The sequence below is a fragment of the Bacteroidales bacterium genome, from assembly GCA_035299085.1.
GTDB lineage: Bacteria > Bacteroidota > Bacteroidia > Bacteroidales > UBA10428 > UBA5072.
The window spans coordinates 37,519-61,755 of sequence record DATGXG010000041.1; the positions used below are offsets into that span (position 1 = coordinate 37,519).

19 protein-coding genes are annotated in these 24,237 nt (G+C 39.2%); 10 read left to right on the top strand and 9 right to left on the bottom strand.

The genetic code is table 11. The features are described 5' to 3' along the window. Positions 1-11 precede the first annotated feature (11 nt). Genes VK179_13350 through VK179_13390 form a run of 9 tightly spaced genes read left to right on the top strand, consistent with a single transcriptional unit; the run spans position 12 to position 10,630 of the window. Positions 12-1,211, top strand: coding sequence for a hypothetical protein (locus VK179_13350; protein HLO59727.1), 1,200 nt, complete (start codon positions 12-14; stop codon positions 1,209-1,211). Next, a complete protein-coding gene (locus tag VK179_13355) occupies positions 1,208-2,443 on the top strand; it encodes an acyltransferase (protein HLO59728.1) in 1,236 nt (411 codons plus the stop codon). Before VK179_13350 ends, VK179_13355 begins: the two co-directional genes overlap by 4 nt. Beyond that, complete coding sequence (locus VK179_13360; GenBank protein ID HLO59729.1) at positions 2,440-3,402, top strand: glycosyltransferase family 2 protein; 963 nt, start codon at positions 2,440-2,442, stop codon at positions 3,400-3,402. The genes VK179_13355 and VK179_13360 overlap by 4 nt, the downstream gene beginning before the upstream one ends. Next, a complete protein-coding gene (locus VK179_13365; protein ID HLO59730.1) occupies positions 3,399-4,823 on the top strand; it encodes a lipopolysaccharide biosynthesis protein in 1,425 nt (474 codons plus the stop codon). Before VK179_13360 ends, VK179_13365 begins: the two co-directional genes overlap by 4 nt. 23 nt (positions 4,824-4,846) lie before the next feature. Further along, the gene (locus VK179_13370) at positions 4,847-6,010 is read left to right on the top strand and encodes a glycosyltransferase (GenBank protein ID HLO59731.1); all 1,164 of its coding nucleotides are present in this window, start codon (positions 4,847-4,849) and stop codon (positions 6,008-6,010) included. 19 nt (positions 6,011-6,029) lie between these two features. Further along, the gene (locus tag VK179_13375; protein HLO59732.1) at positions 6,030-6,950 is read left to right on the top strand and encodes a glycosyltransferase family 2 protein; all 921 of its coding nucleotides are present in this window, start codon (positions 6,030-6,032) and stop codon (positions 6,948-6,950) included. 14 nt (positions 6,951-6,964) lie between these two features. Continuing rightward, entirely contained in the window at positions 6,965-8,134 is a 1,170-nt protein-coding gene (locus VK179_13380; GenBank protein HLO59733.1) for a glycosyltransferase, read from the top strand. Between the two features lie 12 nt (positions 8,135-8,146). Next, a complete protein-coding gene (locus tag VK179_13385) occupies positions 8,147-9,139 on the top strand; it encodes a polysaccharide deacetylase family protein (GenBank protein ID HLO59734.1) in 993 nt (330 codons plus the stop codon). A 9-nt stretch (positions 9,140-9,148) separates the two neighbouring features. Next, complete coding sequence (locus tag VK179_13390) at positions 9,149-10,630, top strand: hypothetical protein (protein HLO59735.1); 1,482 nt, start codon at positions 9,149-9,151, stop codon at positions 10,628-10,630. Here the strand turns inward: VK179_13390 and VK179_13395 are convergent, their stop codons facing one another. The 9 genes from VK179_13395 to VK179_13435 form a co-directional block, all read right to left on the bottom strand. Next, a complete protein-coding gene (locus VK179_13395; protein HLO59736.1) occupies positions 10,631-11,626 on the bottom strand; it encodes an NAD-dependent epimerase/dehydratase family protein in 996 nt (331 codons plus the stop codon). It lies immediately after the preceding gene. A gap of 32 nt (positions 11,627-11,658) precedes the next feature. Next, positions 11,659-12,483, bottom strand: coding sequence for a WecB/TagA/CpsF family glycosyltransferase (locus VK179_13400; protein ID HLO59737.1), 825 nt, complete (start codon positions 12,481-12,483; stop codon positions 11,659-11,661). A gap of 22 nt (positions 12,484-12,505) precedes the next feature. Beyond that, positions 12,506-13,360 carry a hypothetical protein gene (locus VK179_13405; GenBank protein HLO59738.1) on the bottom strand — a complete coding sequence of 285 codons (855 nt, stop codon included), beginning with the start codon at positions 13,358-13,360 and terminating at the stop codon, positions 12,506-12,508. Positions 13,361-13,365: 5 nt separating this feature from the next. Continuing rightward, positions 13,366-14,376 carry a Gfo/Idh/MocA family oxidoreductase gene (locus tag VK179_13410; protein ID HLO59739.1) on the bottom strand — a complete coding sequence of 337 codons (1,011 nt, stop codon included), beginning with the start codon at positions 14,374-14,376 and terminating at the stop codon, positions 13,366-13,368. Beyond that, on the bottom strand, positions 14,373-15,389 hold the full coding sequence (locus tag VK179_13415) for a DUF354 domain-containing protein (GenBank protein ID HLO59740.1): 1,017 nt from the start codon (positions 15,387-15,389) through the stop codon (positions 14,373-14,375). Before VK179_13415 ends, VK179_13410 begins: the two co-directional genes overlap by 4 nt. Positions 15,390-15,520: 131 nt before the next feature. Then, positions 15,521-16,714, bottom strand: a complete 1,194-nt coding sequence (locus tag VK179_13420) for a hypothetical protein (GenBank protein ID HLO59741.1) — start codon at positions 16,712-16,714, stop codon at positions 15,521-15,523. Next, on the bottom strand, positions 16,714-18,858 hold the full coding sequence (locus VK179_13425) for a bi-domain-containing oxidoreductase (GenBank protein HLO59742.1): 2,145 nt from the start codon (positions 18,856-18,858) through the stop codon (positions 16,714-16,716). The genes VK179_13420 and VK179_13425 overlap by 1 nt, the downstream gene beginning before the upstream one ends. A 10-nt stretch (positions 18,859-18,868) precedes the next feature. Further along, complete coding sequence (locus VK179_13430; protein ID HLO59743.1) at positions 18,869-19,633, bottom strand: ChbG/HpnK family deacetylase; 765 nt, start codon at positions 19,631-19,633, stop codon at positions 18,869-18,871. Between the two features lie 12 nt (positions 19,634-19,645). Further along, entirely contained in the window at positions 19,646-20,725 is a 1,080-nt protein-coding gene (locus tag VK179_13435) for a glycosyltransferase (GenBank protein HLO59744.1), read from the bottom strand. 244 nt (positions 20,726-20,969) lie between these two features. On the opposite strand from VK179_13435, the gene VK179_13440 reads away from it, so the two are divergent. Then, on the top strand, positions 20,970-24,143 hold the full coding sequence (locus tag VK179_13440; protein ID HLO59745.1) for a right-handed parallel beta-helix repeat-containing protein: 3,174 nt from the start codon (positions 20,970-20,972) through the stop codon (positions 24,141-24,143). Positions 24,144-24,237: the final 94 nt, after the last annotated feature.

Here is a 24,237-nt window from a genome sequence, read left to right on the forward strand (position 1 = left end):
ATGCACCTAAGATGTACAGAACCTTTAATAATTTTCTGATCAGTTTTGTTATTCTTTGCTCGACATCTTTTTATAATATAATATTCCTGAGTTCCACAGGCCATAAAATGGTCGATCTTGCCGGATTGGCACTCGTGATTGTTTTGCTTATCATACATGGTGTTTATGGCGATCCTTCGAAAATAAAACGTCATTTCACTGTGTTTATAGGCCTCATTTTTTTGTCTTTGCTTACAAGCGTCCTTACTGCTGCTTATACACGTGAGCAAACCTTTGTGCAATCATTATTTGCTGAAAGAGCTCTTTTCTATTACCTGTTTTACCTGCTTCTTCATCAGATGCGACCCAAAACATCGGATATTGAAAAAATCATTATCGTTTTCGGTATTCTTCATGGTCTTTTATTTTTAGCCCAATTTTTTGCTTACCCAAAGATACTGTTTGATACATTTATACTGATAGGCAGAGGTACCATCAGGATTTATCTTGCAGGTTCCGATTATCTTGCCATCTGCTTTTTCATGAGCGCTCTCGCTTTTTTAAGAACCAACAGGCCAAGATACCTGGTTTTCATGCTCCTTTCCTTTTCCGTTTTTATACTTCTCGGTGGACGTCAAACCATGGCCCTGATGTTATTTGTAATTTTGCTTGCCATCCTTTTCGGAAGGAAAGTAAGATCAAGAGTGGGCATTTTCATTATCGGAGGTGCAGGTGTGGTTCTTCTTTTCTTTCTATTTCAGCCCATTTTTCAGGGTATGCTGGAAGAAACCACAAGAAACCGGTCGCAGGGCGCAGACTATATTCGTTTCAGGGCAGCCAGGTACTTTCTGACTGATTTTTACAGTACAAAAGTTGCCTATATAACAGGTAACGGCGTGGCTTTCAGCAATACTCCCTATGGGAACCTTATTGAAAAAATCAAAATTGCCAATGCCTATTATCTCGGTGACATTGGAATTATCGGTTCATATGTACTTTTTGGCGTTTTCTTCCTGGCAGGGGTATTTGGGATTCTTTTTAAAGGTCTTACCTCAAAGCTGTCAGGCAACAAATTGTACATAAAATATGTTTTTATAGGGTTCACACTTTCAATAATAACAGCCAGCGGGTTTGAAAAGGCTGATTTTATATGTGCCCTGTGCTGCCTGCTATACGTTATCGATATTGATCAATCAGCTCATAAAGATCAAATAGCCCTGCACAACCCATGAATCTCGCTTTAAACAAGATGATAAACGGATGGTTTGTTTTCTATGAAAGAATACTGGTTTGGTTTTTTTCAACCTTTCCCGGAAAACTAATACACCGGATAATTAAAAATACGAAACTCTATGGCGCTATCAAAGCCAATGACCGGGTTTCGTCGCTTGATGTGTTTCGTGCCATCGCGATTATCGGTGTAGTCATCTATCATTTTCACCACAAACTTAAATTTGGGAATCTTGGAGTTGACCTGTTTTTTGTCATCTCCGGATTACTTGTCGGAGGATTATTGACAAGGGATTTTGAAAGAGACCAGCGGATCAATGTGCCTAAATTTCTTCTGCAGCGTGGTTTCAAAATATGGCCTTCCTACTATTTTTTTCTGATCTTCGGTTCGTTAATTGCCTTTGTTCTTTACAGGATTTCACATCCCGATTTTCTGATTCCATTATCTGACATTAAAAAATATATTTTCTTTTTCCAGAATTACGATGAATATCCTGTGCACTGGGTATTTGATCATATCTGGTCACTTTGTGTGGAAGAACACTTTTATATTATGCTGCCGCTTGTTTTTGTCTCAATTCAGCTTTTTTCACCTAAACGAAATAAACGGAAAGCGTTATACGGTGCGGTCATTTTCGCCATTCTTTTTGGTATTGTTGCAAAGTATGTATCCTTTTATTATACCAAAAGCGGCGATACATATACCGGGACTCATAACCGGATAGACGCACTGGCCTGGGGAGTACTATTAAATCTTGTGATTACGGGATTCGGAAAAAGGTTGAAAGAAATAAAATGGATGCCCTTATTATCACTTCTTGGAATCATATTGTTTTCAGTTGCCATTTATATAAATCTCAACACTGCTGACCTTGTATATAAACGGATCGTCTTGCAATCATTGACGCCGGTATGCTTTTTTATGATCATCCTTGGAGCCTATTATCTCGATTTCAGCAGATTTTATATTTTACGTTCAATAGGATATTACAGCTATAATTGGTATTTATGGCATCCGATGTTTGTGTGGGTAATAACTGATATAATGGGTCCGGGAAGATTAGGCCTGGCAGTTTATACAGTGATTTCTTTGTCAATGGCCATACTGGCCACTATGTTTGTTGAAGAGCCATTTCTTGAACTCAGAAAGAAAGTGATACCAAAGATTTTTAAGAAAAATATAAAAATACAGACTTCCGATAGGGTTATTCCTTACATAAAAAACAATTTATGATGATGCACGATTCTTCACCCCTTGTTTCTATTGGTGTTCCTGTATATAACGGTGAAAAATACCTTTCTGAGTGCCTTGCCAGTATTCTGGCCCAGACCTACGCAAACTGGGAATGTTTTGTAATCAATAACCAAAGCACTGACAGGACACCTGAAATTGCCGAAGAATATTCAAGGAAGGATCCTCGTCTTAAAGTGGTCACCAATCCTGAATTTGTGGATATGACCACTAATTTCAACAATACAATTAAACCGATTAATGATTCAAGCAAATACTTTAAGGTAGTTTGCGCTGACGATTGGTTATTTCCGGAATATCTTGAAAAAACGGTAGCCTTGATGGAAAAAAATCCCGGTGCCGGGTTTTGTTCCTCCTACCGCATTGATGGCCGTAAAGTAAGCTGCCAGGGATTGAATATTATGGACGGATCCCTGTTTAACGGTAAGGATATACTGAGGCTGCAACTTATGGACACTATTGATATAACAGGATCTGAGACAACAGTTCTCTACCGCATGGAAGCACTGAAAAGGATATCGACATTTCCTGTAATTTACAGTTACAGCAGCTACCATTTCGACACTACGCTTGCCTTTGAACTGTTAAGTATGTATGATGTGGCTTTTGTTTTCCAGGTGCTGAGTTTTACAAGGAGGCATGAAGAAACCTACACAAGCAAGTATGTCGACAGGTTCAGAACATCTTTGAATTTCAGGGAGCAGGAACTGCACCGTTACCGTTCTGAAATACCCGGTATTGAAAAAGAATACAAAACAATAAGGGCATATTACGGTCTGTATCTGTTGAAATGCAAATTAAAAGGTGACACAAAGAGTCTTGACTGGCATGATAAGCACCTTCATAAGGACAGAAGATTCACAATGTCCGAATATGTCAGGTGTCTTTGGTATGTTCTTATTTTCAAGATAAACTACAAACTTAAAGGTAAAAAAGCATGAGTTTTCGTAAAAGCCTGTTTAAAAATATAATCGTACTGGGAGGATTCAGTTATACGACACAAATTCTGAGTTTTCTTTCCAGTATTGTACTGTCAAGGCTTTTACTACCCAAAGAATATGGATTTGTAGCACTGATCACAGTGTTCACCGGTTTTATCAATCAATTTTCCGACGCCGGGTTGTCCTACCTGATTATCCGCAGTGATTATAACAGACTTTTTCATTCAGCCATTCATTTCCTTTCGGTTATGATAGGTGTAATACTGGCTGTAATTGTCGTTTTGCTGGCCTACCCCATTGCTCTGTTTTACAATAACCCCGCACTTGTTCTGCCAACAATCATCATGTCATCGAGCTTCATTCTGCGCTCCTTTACCATGGTGCCATTCGGAATTTTGTCGAAAGATCTTAAATTTCAGAAGCTTGGTATCATTGAACTGGTATGCACCGGAACTGAAATTTTAATAATGATGGTTTTTGCTTACCTGGGATTCTCTTACTGGTCACTGATTCTACCCAGTATTGCAGGCAATATTCTCAGGATTATCATGTATCACAGGGCTGCCAATATCCGTTTCAGATGGTTAAAACGGAAGTTCATTGTTGTTGGTTTCAGAAAGGCAAAAGGGATCATAGGAAATCTTACCGGTTTTAACCTGTTGAATTACTGGGCACGAAATTCGGATAACCTTATAATCGGTAAGGTCTTCGGTACTGCAAGTCTTGGAATATACGACAGGGCATATAAATTATTAAACCTTGCATTGAATGTTATGAGCAGCCTTTTCGGAAAAGTACTTTATCCGAGCCTGAAAGACCTCCAGTCGCAGGGTGGCGATGTGAATAAAGAATATTTGAACACGTTGGGAATTGTAAGTTTACTTAATTTTCCGGTGAGCATTCTTCTCATCTTTTTTGCCAAACCGCTTGTTCTGATCCTGTGGTCTGAAAATTGGATCCAGGTGGCCGATCTTCTCCCCTACATAGGAATACTCATACTTTCACAAACCCTCAATTCCACCACCGGAAATATATTTATCCTGAAAGGTCGGGAAAGAATACTGATGCTCCTGGGTATTCCCACCAATATTATAATTATTCTTTCAATTGGGGCCGGGGCCTTTATATCAATGATTCATGTACTGAGATTTTATTCGCTCGCCTTCATTCTTTTTGATATACCGCTGGTGATGTATTACGGTTTCAAAAAATCATTCGGATATACAATGCCAGTAATACTGCGGTTCTGGGTCCCTAAAGTCATTCTTTCCGGTCTTATGGTGGTATCTGTCTGGATTAATCTTAAAGAATTAACTGTAATTCTGGCTGTTCTGTATTTTCTCCATTTAGTTTTCGATCAGAGAGAAGATATTCTAAACGTTTTTAAATTTTTACGTAAAAGAATGGCATCACATGAATAACCGATTTCTATTCTACAAGTAAAATGAAGTATAATCCTGTCATTGTTGTTGTTGCTTTTAACAGGCCCCGCTCGCTTGAAAGGGTGCTGTATTCCCTTTCAAGGGCAAAGAATATTGAGAATGCAAAGCTTATAATAAGTATTGATAATAAAGCCCCTGAAAATTATCCTGTGAAGGAAATCGCTGAAAAGTTCAACTGGTCTTTCGGTGAAAAACAGGTGGTTTATCAGCCAAACAGGTTGGGGTTAAAAAAGCATATTCTCACCTGTGGAAGTCTTTCCATGCAGTATGGTTCTGTAATCATTCTTGAAGATGATCTTTTTGTGTCGCCGTATTTTTATGAATACGCTCAGAAAGCCCTGGAATATTATGAAAATGATGATCAGATAGGTGGTATTTCACTGTATAATCATACTTATGAAGACATCAATGATATAACCTTCCAGCCTCTTGAGGACGAGTCTGATGTATATTTCATGCAATTCCCATCATCACTGGGACAAGCTTGGACTAAAAAACACTGGGAAAATTTCAGTACCTGGTTTGAAAATCATCCTGATATTTCCAATATACCCATTCACAGGGATATTATCAATTGGCCGGAAACTTCATGGAAAAAGTATTTCACAGCCTTTCTTGCTGACACAAACCGGTATTTTAGTTTCCCGAGGCGTTCCCTTACATCCAATTTTAATGACCAGGGAACTCATAAACTTGATGCATCAAACTTCGTTGGCCAGGCCCCGCTTAGGCTTGAAGGAGAGCCTTATCGGTTTAAGCCATTACGTGACTCTTTTTGCGTATATGATTCGTATTTCGAATTGCTACCTGAAAAGTTGAAAATCCTGGTTCCTGAACTGAGTAATTATGATTTTGCCGTGGATTTATATGGTGAAAAGGATATGTTAAAAGTTACGGCTCCCTATGTGATTACTTCGAAACCGACAAAGAACAAATTGCAGACTTTTCAACGAGCACTTAAGCCCCATGAGATGAACCTGATTTTCAATCTTAAGGGTGATGACATTTCATTTGCCCGCAAGGAGGATATCGTTGATTTCGGATGTGCCTACAAAAAGGAACTGAATGATTTCTTCTATTTTTATACTTACAGGATCCCCGGTAAAAAAGCATTTATTTATAATTACCTGAAAAAGAAAAAACTGATATCCAAAATATTAAAATAAGCATCTAAAACTATTGTACATGACAAGCATTGGATTTGTTATTCCGGTTCATAACCGGCTTCCGTATACACAGGAATGCCTTGGAATACTGAATGAACAGAAAGGTACTTCATTATTTACAAAAAATAAGATACATATCATTGTAACGGACGACGGATCTACTGATGGTACCGGTGAATGGATCAACAAGAATTACCCTGAAGTCATAGTTCTGAAAGGAAACGGAAACCTGTGGTACAGCGGAAGTATGAACGTGGGTATGAGATATGCCTTTGAATCCCTGAACTGTGATTATATTATGGTTTGGGAGAATGACATATACCCGGTAAATAATTATTTTGAAAACCTTCAGAAAATAATTGAAACCTGGGACGGTAAAACGGTCATATGTTCAAAACTCTATTATAAAATTCGGCCTGAAGTGATATTCGGAATTGGGGGAACCTATAATTCAAAAACCGGTGCCAGGAGCCTGATTGGCAGGCAGGAAACCGATGGGCCACAGTATAACAAAATTATTGAAGTCGACTGGTTCCTGGGCCAGGGAGTGCTTATCCATCGTGATATTGTAAAAGTTGTGGGGTACTTCGATGACGTACGTTTTCCACAATACCATGCCGATATTGACTATGGCGTAAGAATGAAGGAGGCTGGATTTCATAACCTGGTTTACCCTGACCTGCAACTGTTGAATGATACAGCCACAACAGGAATCAGTCATATTAAAAACAAAAGTTTCGCTCAGTTTTTCGACAGCCTCGTTTCAATAAAATCAAATACCAATATCCGCAAGGATATTCAGTTCCACAGAAAGCATGCTACAAGTGTTACTGCCTGGAAATATATTTTAATGAAATACGGTGTGTATACGGCCAGCTTTTTAAAATGGAAAATCCTTGGTTGGTTCGGTATTCACAGGAAAAGTGATGAATTATATTGATTAGGTAATTTTTCATGAGAATCCTTTCGATTGCCAGTATTCTGCCGGTTCCCGGTATCAAAAAGGGAAATGATTTTGTATTTCAGACTTATTTGAATTACAAAAAAAGTTATCCCGGAGATGAGATCATAATCATTAAACCACTTAAGATTGACCTCAATCCGTTAGTTTTATTAAAAAATATTATAACCTGTAAACTACCGAAAATTTATGATACAAAATTCATCAATGGTTTCCGTGTTGAGATCATGCCATTCTTGTCATGGTGGACTTTCCGTGATATGCACTCATTGCTGAGCCGCACGCTTTATTACTTCAACAGGAAAAGAATTCTAAAAGTTCTGAGTACAGGTAAATTTGACATCATTCATGCACAGTTTGTATATTCTGACGGGATGCTTGCCAACATGCTGTGCAGGAAATACGGAATTCCTTATGTCATCACCACGCATAATGAACGATTTTATTTCGATCATCCGATTTCAGCAAGAACAGGAAGAAGAATATTAAATCAAGCCTCAGGTGTTTATCCGATAAATCATTCGAATTATACCTTTTTTAAAAAACTGCAGATACCGAACCTTGAACTCATCCCGTTAGGATTCAATTCTTCCTTTATTAAGCCACAAAAACCACAAAAGACCGGTCCGGTTAAGGTTCTCACTGTATGTGAACTAATACCATTAAAGAACGTTGATAAAGTGATTGATGCAATTCACGTAATCTCCGGAAGGCATGAAGTTCATTTAACTGTTATAGGACGGGGGCCTGAGAAAAAATCACTTGAACAGAAGGCAATTTCGCTTAAAATGGAGCCTGTTGTAAGTTTTATCGAATATATTCCCTATGAAGAAATAGGTGAAGAAATGTATAAGCATGATATCTTCATCATGCCAAGCTATTTCGAAACATTCGGAAGAGTTTATTTTGAAGCCATGGCAATGGGCATACCTGTAATTTGTGCAAAAAATTCTGGAATTTATGGCATTTTCAAAGAATATGAAGAAGGCATTTCGGTTAACCACAACAGTAACGACGATATTGTCAATGCACTTGAGTTTCTTATTACAAAACCTGAAGAAAGGTACAGGATTGGCGCAAATGGAAAGAACCTGGTTGAAGGCTTCACCTGGTCAGCCATAGCTGAAATACTGCATTCCCGGTATACCGCAATTTCCCGGTAAAACACGATCTGCATGATGATCAATACGATGAAACTCAGTTCTGCGCTTCCCTTGCGTTTTCTCAGGCGGGTTTCAAATGTGAATCCCTTAATCATCAATTACCATATGGTTTCAGATCAGATGCTGCCATATGTCTGGCCTGTTTACCACTACAGGAACACTAAGGTTTTCAGGCAGGATCTTGATTTTCTGTGCCGGCATTACAATCCTCTCGGAATGAAAGATCTTATAGGGCACATAACTACAGGTGCACCAATACCTGAGCATTCTTTTATGATCACATTTGATGATGGTTTTCGCGAAGTATATGATATAGCTGCCGGAATTCTTTCAGAAAAAAAAATACCGGCCACCTTCTTTGTCACAAAGAATTTTATTGACAATAAAGAATTGAACTATGATAATAAAAAAGGTCTCATTGTTGATAAAATTCAGAAGAACAGAAATCTCAGGAATGCAGTACAAGCTGCACTGAATCTGCCTGAGAACTCAGAAATAAGTAAAGAGGTATTTAATCTGCCTGTTTCAAAGAGATATGTGGTAGATGAACTTCTTGATGCGGTTGGTGTTAATATTTCTGATATACTTAGAGATGTTAAACCGTATATGAGTTCCCGTCAGATAAATAAACTTGTAGCTGAAGGTTTTTCAATCGGTGGTCACAGCATTGACCATCCTAATTTCGCAGAATTAAGTGTGTCCGAACAGGTAAAACAAACTGTGGAAAGCATTGACTTTGTCAGAGAAAATTTTGGTGTTGATTACAAAGTATTTGCATTTCCATATTCTGATCGTACCATTTCATTGGATTATTTCAGGCACATCGAGAATGTAGCGGACCTTACTTTCGGCACACATGGTCTCCATGAAGATATTATAAAAACAAACTTACAGCGAATAAGTGTTGAAAAGCTTCCCTATCCGGGTGAGTCAACCATAAAGTTTTTTTATTTCAAAAAATTAATTTACACTACTGCCGGGAAGAATAAGATAAAGAGGAGATAAATACGTGTGATGATTGACAGTGAGAAGAAGCGTCTTTATTACCGAAGGCAGTATCTGTTGGTTCCTGAAGCTATTGAGTGTCCGTTCGAAAATCACAAATACAAAATAACGGATAACTATTTCCTTTATTCACACATTGATTTAGGGGTAACTCTTTATGAAAAAAAGGATACCAGAATTATCCTTTTAGGTGATGTTTTTGATTACCGCAATCCTGAATGGTCAAATGATCAGATTTTACAGAATTACTTTAAAAATGACCTTAACGATTTCATTGAAGAGACATTTCACCTGGCCGGAAGGTTTGTTTTCATTTTTTCTAAAGCAAATCACATTTCAATTTTCACCGATGCCAGCGCAACCCGGAAAGTTTTCTACAGTACGGTAAAAAAGGGGTGGATATCATCCCAGCCTCATCTAATTGCCAGAATGCTTGGCTATACCTTTACAACAAACCGGGAGATTTTAAAATATTATCATTCCAACGACTTTATAAAATTTTTTAGTGCCAATATCGGTAATCTTACGGTGTATGATGAGATCCGGCAGTTGCTTCCCAATCATTATCTGGATACAGCCAATCAGAATATCATCCGTTTCTGGCCTGTAAAACCCATTGGAAATCGCCCGGCTGATGTGGTGGCAAAAGATTGCGCATCCGTCATAAAAGGTTATGCATCATCCATAGCTAACCGCTACGATCTCATGCTTCCGGTAACTGCAGGAAAAGATTCAAGAACTCTTTTCGGAGCTTTCAGGAATATTCAAAAGGATATCTACTATTATATAAATAAATACCCGGGGATGCCGGAAAATGATCCGGATCTTATTATCCCCCGGAATATTTGTGAGAAACTGGGAAAGACGTTTCATATTGAAACATTTTCAAAGGATGTAGATCCGGATTTTGAAAAAATTTATTTTGATAACAATCCACTGGCATCGCGAAGATTTCTTACGGTTGTTTATCACTATTATAAATACTTTCCCAATCGGGTTAACTTACCGGGAAACACTGCTTCTGCCGGGTTGGAGCATTTTAAGTTTGGTCTTAAAAACCCGGATGGCTTTGAACTGGCACGACTGAATTATGGAATACAGCGTTATGATTTTGCCGTGAAATATTATGATGAATGGATTAAGGAGGCAGGAACGTTTTGTTCGAAATACGACCTGGATCCGGTTAGTTTGTTCTATTGGGAAGAGAGGCTCGCCAACTGGGGCACTCAAATAACAATGGATAAAGATATTGCACAGGAAGATATAAATCCTTACAATTCTCATCACCTGGTTACACTAATTCTGTCATCGAATAAAAGATGGCAAAGGAATCCATCCTACCCGTTGCACAGAAAGATACTGGATCAATTGTGGAGTGAATACAATGAATATCCTTTGAATCCGGGATTAATTCCGACAGTAAAAAGAATAACTTTTAGGGCCGGTTTGCTAACCCCTTTCTACAAAATTAAATTCAAATTGAATTTGTAGTCAGTCTTTCTGTTCCGCAATTCTTTGTTCAATCCACTTATATGTGGCTGTCAATCCTTCTTTTAATGATACCCGGGGCTTCCATCCAAGTACTTCTGTGGCCTTTGAATAATTAGCAGCACGGGCTTTATCTCCTTCCGGTTTTGTGGTATCAAAGACAATCCTGATATCTTTTCCTGAAATCTCAACTATCTGTGATGCCAGTTCGGCAATCGTAGTACTGTAATCAGGACCAATCTGAATGTATCCTTTTCCAAGACCTTTTTCAAGACCGAGGATCAACCCGTTAATTATGTCATCGATATGCAGAAATGCCCTGCCCTGCCGTCCGCTACCCCAAACAATAAAATCTTCCGAAGGATAATTGATGGCTTTCCGGATAAGTGAAGGTATTACCTGACTGCGTGCGGTGCCGAAATCACAGGGTGCTCCATACACGTTATGAAAAATAAGAGTGAGTACCGGAATTCCGGATTCTTTTTCAAGAAAATCAGCCTCATATAATCCCATCAGCTTACTCCAGCCATAGGCAGATTCAGGATTGGCGGGAAAAAGTTCATCTTCTTTAAGAAGTTTATAATCGAAAGAATTCTGGAGTTCGAGAGGAAATGAACAGGCCGTGCCGGCATAAATAAAGCCCTTTACTCTCAGTTGCCTTGCCATTTCAATTGTGTTCGAATTGATCATTACATTTTGCCTGAAAATGCTTCCCTGGTTGTTGAATACATAACTAATACCAGCCACTACGTCGGCCAGATGATAAATGTAATCAGTGCCTTCAAAAGGTTTAAGATCAATAATTGGCTGCGACAGGTCGATATTGAAGAAATTCCTGTTAAGGTCAATACATGGTTTCCCGTTATCATCATTAAGGTAGTCGAGCTTTCCCCGCCATAAATTATCAATAATCAAAACATTATGATTTTCCTTAACAAGTCTTTTTACCAGGTTTGATCCAATCATTCCGGCACCACCTGTTACTAATATTTTCGACATAAATTTTAATCTGTTATATGAATAATTACATTTCAGCTTATTAACAAAGATACCTGGTCTATAATTGAATACTCCATGAGTATCCCAATAAAAAGCAGAACCTTACGGGGTATTTTTGGAAGATGGAACTTTATCTCTTTTAAAAACATTTTCAGGAAGGGAAGGTATAGGACTTTATATCGTTTCCCATAATAATGAGGGTTTTGTAACGTACGATGAATTCCTTCAAGTCCGATCCTTTGCATCCACTTTGGAGCGCGGTTCACTTTGCCACCCATACAATCAAATGCTCCTCCCACACCTTGTGCAAATCTTGCATTCAGTACGTTCTTGTATTTATGTATGAACACTTCTTTCTGAGGCGTTGGCAATCCCACAAAAAGCATATCAGGGCTCAGAGTACTTATTTCTTCAACAATTCCGGCTTCATCTGCCTGCTTAAAATAGCCATTCCGCATTTTAAGAATTTTAAGATCTGGATATTTTTTCGCAAAGTTTGCCTTCATTTTATCAATCACATCCTGGGAAGCACCCAGGAAATATACTGTATATCCTTTTTTTTCGGCCAATTCAAGAAGCAGCTCAAAAATATCGGTACATGCTGCTCTCTCAGGTACCTTGTAATGAAGCAATCTTAAACAAGTGGTCACAAGCATGTTATCAATATTCACAATCTCTGAATCATAAATTGCCTGTCGCAGCTCGGGTATCTGAGTGGCATGACTTATTGTTTCAGGATTGACCCCTGTTAGTTGAAATAAACTGTCATTATGAGCAATATGATTATCCACTATTTCGAGGATATTTGATTTTGTGAGGGGGTTAATTTTAATACCCCAAATATTAATCTGTTCCATGAGAGTGAAAATGAGAAAGAGATTAACCGATTTTCTTAATTGTTTCTACGCTATTTTTTATATGCTCACGTGACGAAGCTCCAAAAAGAATTGACTCAATATTCGGCAGGCGGCATACATATTCGAATGCTTCATTGGGACGTATTGCCCCGGCAGCCAGAACCTGCATTGCAATTGGCCTGAATTGCCTTTCGCGTATAGTTTTCTCATACAACTCTTTTCCGCCTGACATACGAAAGCCGATTTTATTGATTGAACTGCAGATAATCGGATTTTTTATCCCGATACCTTCCAATGTATCAAGTAACAAAGGCATGTTCATTGTTATGTAGCCCGGTTCTGCGTTGTATTTTTTTACTATGTACTCATGATATGCCTTGAATACATCTTTCATACCCAACCCCAATATCAGGTCCGTGATGACATTCTGAATGAAGATGACAGGCGTATCTATCCCTTTGAACATTTTCATTTCAGCATCGATCATCAGTTCCATCATGGCGATGAAGTCCTTGCGGGCAAATGCCATCCCACCCTTTGCCAGTGTGGAAAAGATATTTCCCGGAAGATATTCTTTTAAAGCACCCACTATACCAAGTTCTGTAACCGCATTGGCATATTTGTGAGCATACGGCATACAGGGATAAATCTTGAAGCCTTTATACTGTGCGGGATTTGCCCTGATATGGTCGCATACGGATGAAATCCGGTCATGTGTTGTGCACATAAACGTTTTAACACCCTCTTCAATCGCGATATCAAGAACTTTTATTATTGCATCATTCTTTCTGAACTGGATGGACTGTGCCCGTGATTTTTCATCTGAAAGATGATTGACAGCGAAAAACTGGTTGTCTCCGAATAATATTCTGTCCATATTGCTTAGCTGGCTTTTGATTTGATTAAGTCAATTACAATATCTGTTTTGAGTGCAGATGAAAAAGAGTTTACATTCTCGACACTTTTCGCTTTTACCTGGCGGGCAAAATAATCGATTTGTGCAGAGTATTCTTCGCCTCTGAGATAGAAATCCACATTCTCGGTCAGATCGGTAATATATCTCATATTCCAGCCTTTCTCAAATCCGAATTGGGGATTGTCGCTCCTCAGGTAAATTTTCACTTCCTGTGCATCGGCTATGATCTTGCCTTCCGTTCCCATTACGGTTATCTGGGTTGACATTTTGCGATAGGTTTCATCGCTCCAGTTAACAGAAAGTAACCCGGTGAGGCCGCTTTCGAGCGATACTCCTGAATATACAGCATCTTCAACTCCTTTTGAGAATATTTTTTTAAGCATTACTCCGTTTACATCGTGAATATCGCCCAGAATAAACTGTACGAGGTTAATCACATGTGAAGCGTAGTCAAAAAGGCATCCGCCACCCTCCGAACTTTCGGAGCGCCATGTGGCTTCCTTCTTTTTAATAACAACAGGGCCGTAAGCCTCGCCCACAAAATGGTACAAATCGCCAAGGATTTTACTTTGTATTAATTTCCTGACGAAATTAAAAGTACCAATGAAGCGGTTATGATAGCCCACCTGGTTCACAAGATTATTGGATGATGCAAGTTCTACCATTTTCAATCCGTCGCCTACAGTGAGGCTGAATGGTTTCTCACAAAATACATTGACTTTTTTAGCCAGGGCCTTTAACACCATTTCAGCATGGAATTTTGTAGGAGTAGCCACAAACAGGGCTTCAAGGTCATTTTCAGCCAGCATCTGGTTATAGTCGGAATACGTTTTAAAATTTCCGTATTTCCTGAGGGCTTCAAGGATCAGGGCAGATGCATCACAAACAGCAACCAGGTCAAGGTCGGGATGCGCATTAATAATTGAAGCATGAGACAGGCCCATCTTTCCAAGGCCAATAATTCCGGTTTTTATCATACTGTTACCACTGAAAGTTTATGAATCAGCATTTCCTTAATTAAATTGTACGTTTCTTCACCGCGCTGAAGCAGGTCATAATTCGGCTCCTGGTTTTCGCATTTCTGAAGATACTCGTACGCAAATTCGCCTGTAAGATCCGGTTTATGGATCATCATCCCCTTATCAATGAGGTACTGATCAACATCGAGTAAAGTGTCCTGGTATACGGAAATTGTAGGAATCCCCAGGACGGCCATTTCCCTTGTCATCGTGCCACCGGCGCCGATAAAAAGTCTGCATTGAGAGGCGATATCCTGCAAACTCTGGGGCTTATTTAAAACAACTATACCCTTAAACCGCTCATCTTCGTAATGAACAGCCTGTTCTTTTCCTCTGGGAAGAAGTACAACCTCAGCCCTGTCTTTCAAATACAGCAGCAGGTCATCGAGAAAATTGACAGCACCTTTATAGTATTGAGCAATCCATGGTTCAGGCCTTACATATATTTTTTGTACTTCTTGATTCTTATAACTGATTGGACTGTTCCAGAGGTAAATACCTTCTTTAACCCCCGGATACTGGATAATTTTGGAATCACGTGCCCATTGCTTATGAACCTTTCTGCGGTCAAGGAACTCAGGAATCAGGATCTTTGTAGCAAATACAAACGAAGGAATATTCCCCATCGCATGCTCGTTGTCATTCATATAAATAGAAGGGATTCCAAGAAGCCATGCTGTAATCGGACTGTGAAAAGAGCTCTGTGAAATGGCAATATCCGGTTTTTGTTTTTTCAGGAAATTATACAATTGTGAAACTCTGACAGGATAGCCGAAAAGTTTACTTGTAAGTTTCCCTCCATAATGCTTACCTACAACAGTGTATTTGAATTGGTACAAGTCAAGGAGTTCAATGGTGTTAGCCAGTGGTCTGCAAGTGATCATTATTTCATGATCTCTGGAAAGATCCCGGATAAGTGCAGCAAATAAATTGATGTGTGGAGAATTCGAAAGGTCAAACCAAATCTTCATAAAGGTCTAAATGTTTTGCCTATAAAATTAGAGATTAAATGCTTTGCAAAATCCTGATTTCGTTACAATTTGATGAATCCGTTTATTTGTTATGCGTGATATAGTTTTTTTACGATGGAATTTCAGTATAGTTATAAAGGATTACTTTTTTTAACCGATTTAATATATTCAGAAAGGGCATAAAACATCCAGGCCTGTGACCATCTTATATAGGGTATTTTGATTGTATACCACTTGTTTTGCTGATAGAAGAAATAACCCTGCCTTTTGTCCTGCATATGATCAATAGTCCAGTTCAAAACCCGGTCGACAAGTTCTTTGTGTTGCGGTAAAACACCCATCCGGCTTAGTGTCATAACCAGTTGTGAAGGGGCATGTACATCCACCGGGTAAACGGATTTATTATAATATTTCGGCATTCCTGTCGGCAGGAAAAAATTATCCAGGTAATATCCGAGGCCTTTTTTCAGGTTGTTTTCATAAGATTTGTTCCCGCTGAAAACCTGGTAAGCATATATACATTCAAGATTATAACCGGTATGAAAGCTGTCAATCCACTGGTGAAACGGCAAAGGACTATATGCCCATGAACCGTCCTCATTCTGGTGTTTGCAGCAGAATGCAACCGCTTTTTCAGCAGATGTGATCAGTTCATTATCTTTTGTATAGCTGTAAATTCTTGACAACAATCGTGCTCCCAACAATGATGCATTGAATACACTTGTACTGTCAAGAGGAGAATATGAAAAAGCAAAATCTCCGCCAGCATCATAAGTACGGTTCAGATCTTTGAGGATAAAATGGCTTGAGCTTACTGCTTCATCAAGATATTCGCGGTTACCGGTTATATCATATGCATCAAGCAATGAATAGCCTGCAAAGGTAGTTCCAACAATTGTAGGTGTGAATTTGGGCTGAAAAAATGCGAGTGATTGCCAGTCGAAGTTATATCCCCAGCAGGAACCCGAATACCCTGAAGATTTGGATTCAATCACCTTCCTGGCCAGTTCATTTATGCGTTTCAGAATAGTCTCATCGTGTCCGGCATGATACAGGTTACAATACCCGTTCAGAAATAATGCCAGTCCCTTTGGATTATAATCTTTCTTTACAAAAAGCGGCTTCCGCAGGTTAACCGGATTTTTTTTGAAAGCCTGTATCCAGAATAGCCTGAAATACTTATTCCGGTTCAGAAAAACAAGGCTTTTAAAAAACCGGCTGTTCAAGCCGTCAAAAGGATCCCATCCTTTGAACCGCTGATTTTCACAGTATGCTTTCAGCTTTTCAAAGCTTGTTTCAATCTTGTTCTCGACAGTTTCCGTCATTAAAGCGAAATTTCCTGTGGTAAACCTGTAATAAGTGAATCCTGGATGGCAAACGTTACAAGAGTGGTCAGGCAGAGCGAGCGGAAAGGAATCGGGGAACCCTGACCGGATGAAAGTGAATTAAAGAAAGCATCAATTTCCTGAACATGACCTTTACCACTTGTTTTAATCTGCTTTTCCTTGTTGTCGTGATACCAGTCACCGCTCCGAAAATCATTAATGATGAAAACAGAATTGCCGCCAAAAATTTCAAAACGTTCCTTCGGAAGGGCTTTGTCACCATTGGCTGTATAGATAAGGCTTCCGACAGAACCATCAGTAAATTTCACAGTGATTGAAATGTTATCGTCGTTTTTAATCTTGTCGCTTGTTGTAGTAATGCATTCGGCAAACACCCTGATTGGTTCAGCATCCGTAAAGTATTGCATCAGGTCAATAAAATGGCAGATTTCACCAACTATTCTACCCCCTCCTGATGAAGTTTGTGTCCAATGGTCTTTCGGAATGAATCCCGCATTCACCCTGAAGTTCATAATGAGCGGTTCACCGATATTTTTGAGTGATTGTTTGGCTTCCTGGCTGATATGGGCAAACCGGCGATTAAAGCCTACCATTAAAACCGGCGAGGAAGCGCCGTTATAGGCTTTTATCACTTCACTCAGCTCTTCGCGGTTCATGGCAAGTGGTTTTTCAACATAAACCGCCTTGTTGCTTTTCAGACCTTCAACTGTGTAACTGGCATGTGTATCATGCTGTGTAGCTATAAACAATGTATTTATTGCTGAATTATTCAGGATATCTGAGGCATTGCAGGAGGATTTACTGAATCCGAATTTTTGTGCAACGTTTTTCGAATTCATGCCATCGCGGGTAACAACCGTATCCAAAGATCCGAACTTTTTTACATTCGGCAGGAGATAAGACTGCGCAAAACTTCCGGCACCAATAAAACCGATATTGAATTTCTGAATTGAAAGGGGGTTTACAGATACCGCCTGTTTTTTCACAAGAGCCTGATCAGGGTATTCGAGTACTATTCCTACAAAATATTCGCTTTTCTTTCCGAGTATGATATCGTAAGCGTCTACTGCCTGTTCAATATTGAAAACATGCGTTGTAAGCGGTTTAAGGTCAACACTACCGTTTGAAATCAATTTTAAAAAGGCCTCCATATTCCGCTGTTCAGTCCATCTGACATAACCATAGGGATAATCAAGACCTTCTTCTTCATAAAAAGTGTCATAACGTCCGGGGCCATAGGAACATGACATTTTTAGTTCCAGTTCCTTTCTGTAATAATCGGGGTCACGGGGCAGTTCCATTTTAACCGCACCAACAATGACAACGGCGCCTTTTTTTCGGAGTATCTGCCCTGCAAGTTCGACAGGGTCATTTGTCTGTCCTGCCGCTGTAATGATAACTGTGTCGAATCCGTTTCCATTTGTAAAGTTTTCGGCAGCGGTGATCAAATTCGGATCATTGCGTTCAATTGCAGTGGCTGCCCGGGTATCGTTTGCAAGCCTGACCATTTTTGCTGAAACATCAACTCCAAAAACATTGCAGCCGTTAGCTCGCAGGATTTGACAGGTCATTTGACCAAGCAAACCCAGGCCAATCACGCATACGTTATCACCAAGTTTGGGATCTGCCTGCCTTACACCCTGAAGTGCTATGGCTCCCAGGGTTGTATAACTGGCATATTTCATTTCCACATTATCCGGTATTTTGGCTACAAGATTCTGTGGTACACATACCACTTCGGCATGTGAAGCATACCCAAGTCCGGCACAGGCTACCCTGTCACCCGGTTTAAATTTTCCGGTCCTGTCCATAGAGGCTAGTACAATACCGGCACTACTGTAGCCTAATGCTTTAAGTGAATCCAGCTTTGTTTTGACTTTTTCGATGGTGGCTTTGAGCCCTTCCTTTTTATAATTCTGCAATACCTGTTTTACAAGGTCAGGTCGCATTTTGGCTTTTCCCAGAAGGCTTGCCTGGGCGGTACTCACCGTAGTTTTTTCAGTACCTGCGCTTATAAGAGAATAGGAATTGGCAATAAGAACATAACCTTCACTGATGGAAGGAGCAGCTAACTCATCGACATAAAGTTCCCCTGTTTTAAAATTCTGGATTAGTTGTTTCATTTATATTCGTCTAAAGATTTTTATAATTTACTAAGGTATGATCTTTCATTAAGTTCAAAAACAAAGGATTCTGGAGAAAAAGTGTGTCAAAGTCATTACTGTCATTTGGATGACTTTCGATTTCAACACATTTATAATCAGTTTGAAGCATTAGTGATAATCGTTCAAGATTCTGTTCTACAGCATTTTGAGGATACCGAAACAATTCGAAGTAGCCATCAGGTGTTTTCAGATTGTTTCTTGTAATAAACTGGTGCAGGTTACGGTAGCCTTTTTTAATAAAATCGGGTTTGCGGGGGGCAATTATACGTTGTGAACGGATGGAAGGGATTCCGTATTTCTTGGCAAGTTTGATTACCTGGAATAATATGGGAAAATACAGGTGTAAATGGTGATGGTGGTCTAAATGGGTTACTTTTATGCCGTTATCAAAAACCTTTTGGAGCTGCAGTTCATATTCCTTAAAGATATCGTCGACTGAAAAACTGAAAGTTCTGAGTTTGCGGATAGTTTCATCCCTTTCAAAGAACTGATTTTTAGATGCATCAATAGTCGAATTCTGATAATTGTTCATATTGAAAGGGCCGTCAAGGCAAAGATGAACCCCAACGCCCAGTCCGGGAGAAGATTTTATGATCTTTACTGCATCATCAAATGATTCAGAGTTAGCTATTACAGTGGCACTCAAAATAATACCTTTGTCATGTAGGACTTTTACACATTGATTCAATTCATTTGTCAGTCCAAAGTCATCCGCATTAATAATGATCCGCATTGAAAGTGTAAGTTATTTGCAATATGTAATAAATTGATCCATACGTAAATCCCATGTGTTATTCTTTGCAAAATTCACCCTGGATTGTATAAGTTCGCTGTTATTCTCATTAAATGCCTTAACAATTAAGTCCGGAAAATGATGCATTTCATCCACAGGATAAATTAATTTTTCGGGCAAATCGATCGTTGATAAGCTCTTAAGTTTTGTGGTTACAACGGGTTTCCCCACAGCAAGGTAAATAAACATTTTGTTCGGAATTCCACCTTCATTTACTTTTTTGTTTGCATACGGCGCGATGGCCACATCAAAATCATTCACAGCAGCAAGCAGTTCCTTATCGGTAAGAGTACCTTTACGAATCACCCTGTCCTTTTTTTCTATATTCTCATAGAATTGAGGATCAACAGGGCCAATAAAAGTGATTATACAGTCAACATTCTGCAATATATTATTAACCAAATCAGATGATAGATTATAATTCGAAATGAACCCTACCAGTCCAATGTTCAACGGGTGTTCCGTTTCATTTTTAGCAGCAGGAATCACATCGAATTCATGGATATCAGGACCACCAAGCAGAATTTCATAACTCGAAGGATTCCATTTCAGCAGGTTTGCAGTAATCATTGGTGATGTTCCAATGCAGAACACCGATGACTTCATAATTTTCCGTTCACAGTACTCATGGTACCTGTAAATCGGCCAGACATTTATCTTACGGCTGATCGATGAAAAATTATCATTACAGTAATAATATACAGTTTTAAAATACCTGAAAATTTTGTGTGCGGTAAAGTCAAAGTTAATCACCTTTCTGTCGTTGTATCTTTTCCTCAGCCATCTGAAAAGCCATGCCTGGTAAATTTCATTTAACAACGGAATCCGGTAACGGATGCGCACATCAATGGGGAAAAATGGCTGGATTACAGTCAGGTTTGAATGAACCGGATACTTCTTGATTTTCGGAAATCCTTTTTTATTGGCGGAAACAAAAACCACATCATATTTTTTCGCAAGAGCCCCTGCTACCTGGTGTCTTGCACGGGGAGGCTCATCCCATGCTGTAAGGGTATTTATTAAAAACTTCATATCTTAAACTGTCAGATCGCGAAGTTCAAAAAAGAATCTAAGAATAGCATCGCATCAAATTTTCTACGGAAAAAAGTTTTTTAGGATATATAATTCACTAACAATTTTCAACATAATGAGTTTTTGCCTCCGTTCAAATGGGTGATATATATCACCAATCATAACTTTCGTCAATTATTCTCGTATATTCATCAAAAAAATTAACCCATTCGTCAATATTTTTTCACGTTTCAGCTAATTGAGTATGCGTAAGATTGGAAAGTTAAGTCAAAAACAGGGATTGGTCTGTCTCATTTTAGTTGTATTAGCAAGTATTCAAACGGTAAAAGCAAGTTATGACAGCACTTATGTGCTTGCCGTGAAGCAAAAGTATGCCATTCCGGAAGTTGTAGAAAACAATGATTATGTGGGTATCTGGCTCAAGACGTATACTTGGATGTCAAAGGGTACAATTACATTTTCAATTGAGAGGAATTTCCGTTCTGCATTTTCAATTAACAGCACTTCGGGTTTGATCACCATATCGGATGCATCGGGGATCAATGGAAAAATTGTTCAGCAGGATACCGTGATCAATCTGATTATCAGAACCACTGATAATATAAACGGATATGAACTGGATACATGTGAAATAAGGGTAAAGGAAAAGTCTTCCTGCATTTTCTATAATTTCCAGGGCTCACAGGGTAACGGAACCAGAGCAAACCCTTATAACTCCCTAAGTTCAGTCGCATTCAAACCGGGTTATGGATATTTTCTTAAAAGGGGTACCGTATCTGATGGAGAGACAACCATAATTTCAGGTATTATTTCAGATGCCCGCCATCCCATGCTCATTGCTGCGTACGGAAAAGGTAAAAAACCGGTCTTTGACGGGACCAATGCTCCTTTACAAAGCCAGTGTTTTTATTTTGGGGATGAAGATAATCAGGAAGCGGGGCGGTGTGAATACCTGTATGTATATGATGTGGATATAAAGGATTATACTTGGTGTGCCATGGAAGTCTACAGAACCAGCAGGAATCTTGGTTTTTACAACGTTTACCTGCACAACAATGATATAAACGGGCGCCAGTCCATGTTTGTGATAAGTACTTCGAGTTATGCTGATACAGCCAGTTATGATCCTTTTGAGCTTATAAATTGCGAATTTGACACGGTAGGCAGAGTTACCAATTTTGAACCTTCTCATATAAAAATCGGATCCGGGCCTATTTATTTAACGAATTGCCGGTTCGGAAGCTCTGCCAAGTCAGGAGTTAGGTTTGCAGATGGCAACCATGGCGGTATAATGAAGCACTGCCTTGTTGAAACCGGGCAGTTTACCAATCAGATATCATATTATGCTGTGCAGGTAAGAATGGATAATACCACAATTGAGGATTGCCGGTTTTTGGGGGGAAGCTCTTCAGTTTATATCACAGCTCCGGGTGATGCAAATTGTTATGAAATGCAGCCTCACCATGTAACTGTAAAAAACTGTTACATGGAAAATGCAATAGTGGCCGCTATATGGGTAGCCCCGCCCAACGATCAGTACCAGGCATCAACAGGACATGTTTACAAAGACAACCTTATTAAAAATACAGGTATTGGCATCCACGACAGGAATGGTAACGGAACCTTAATCCAGCGCAATAAGATCTTCAATACCAATCTGGGAATTTATGTTAGTGATGAATGGTCAGGTAAAGGAAAAAACATAAAAATATCAAACAACCTTATTTATAATTGTTCCGACAAAGCTATTTTTATCGAAAACGGTGATAAATATACTGTTGTGAGAAACACAATAAATGGTAAGCTGGATGTTAAAGGAGCCACCAACACAACCGTGATAAACAATATGTATGTTTCATTAACCGGCGGCAATACAGTAGACAGGAACCTGGAGATCGGTTCTGTTCCTGCAGATGATTATTTTGTCAATTTTAAAGGAAACGATTATTGTTTGAAAACAACAGCTTCCAAAGCTATCAACCAGGGTGTAAGTGACGGAATAACCCAGGATTATGCCTTAAATCCTGTTGTCGGAAATCCTGATATCGGAGCATGGGAATATGTAGCGTATACAGTTGAAAATCCACCCGACCCGGATACTCCATCGGTTGAGCCGCCTGTTGTTGTAAATCCTCCTTCACCCCCTCCTATTGTTACAGACGGTAACATTTATATTGATCCTGAAAACACTGGAGATGCGCTTGAAAACGGGACCAAAGACCATCCGTACAATTCATGGGCAGATGTAAAATGGGCTGAAGGCAAATCCTACCTGCAGAAGAAAGGGACTACAGCCAATGAAGACAAAGTAATTATAGGGGCGAGTAATGTAAAAATCGGATCATATGGTACTGGAGCCTTGCCACGTATAGTAAGCAATACGACCACTTACCTGATCAGCTCATTCGAAAAGAAGAACATCAGTATCACGGGACTTCAGCTTGAAGCCCCGAACTCGGTAAGCACTGTATACTTTCTCGGAAGCACAAGTGATAATATAACAATTGAAATGTGTTTGCTGAAAGGAAGTGAAAACAGCATACGGATAGTTGAAGGAAAGCATTTTACAATCCGATACAATACAATCAGCAGTGAAGGTGAAGGGATCAGCTCATCAGCAGAATCTAATGATCTGTATTACAATATTTTCAAAGAAAATGACGTGGCCATTCTGATACCCAGTGTTCTCTCCAAAGCCCGCATTTATAATAATGTATTTGCCGGCAACAATGAATCAGTCAGTTCCACATACGCTGATCTCACACTTTGTAATAACATATTCTATTTCTTTGAAAACGGTCAGAAAGCCATTACGCAACTTTCAGCCAAAATTGCATCCGATAATAACATCTATTTCCCTCAGCAGGCTGGCTTTGCTTCCATTGCAGGTAAATCATACAGTACACTCGACCAATTGCAGAAGGATCTGAAAGTTGATTTGAATTCATTTGAAAAAGATCCGCTGTTTGTTGACATTCTTGCCGACGATTTCAACCTGGCGAATAATTCTCCGGCCATCGACAACGGAATCAATATTAATATCACAAAAGACTTCATCGGAACCAGTGTACCACATTATTCCGCTCCTGACATAGGTATTTTGGAATTTACCGGTTTGATTGCAAATCAGGATAAACCCGGCCTGAAAGTCTATCCCAATCCAAGTTCGGGCATATTGAATATTGATTTCCAGGAAGTTATCGAAAATGAAACTTATAATCCCCAGGCAAGCGGAATTTCCTCTCCAGTCCTTAAACTGGCGGATTTATCAGGAAGAGTATTAATCACACGATCAGTAAGCAATTCTGATAACAGCGTTGAATCGATTGATTTATCATCAATGGCAAACGGAATTTACCTTGTAATCTTTGAACGCCTGGGCAAAAAACTTGTCGAAAAAGTTATCCTTTCCAGGTAAGATGAGGAATATCACTTCTGCGTTATGAACAATTTCCGCTCTACACAACCAACTGATTTATTTACATTTCAGGTATAAGCCTGTTGATAACCTG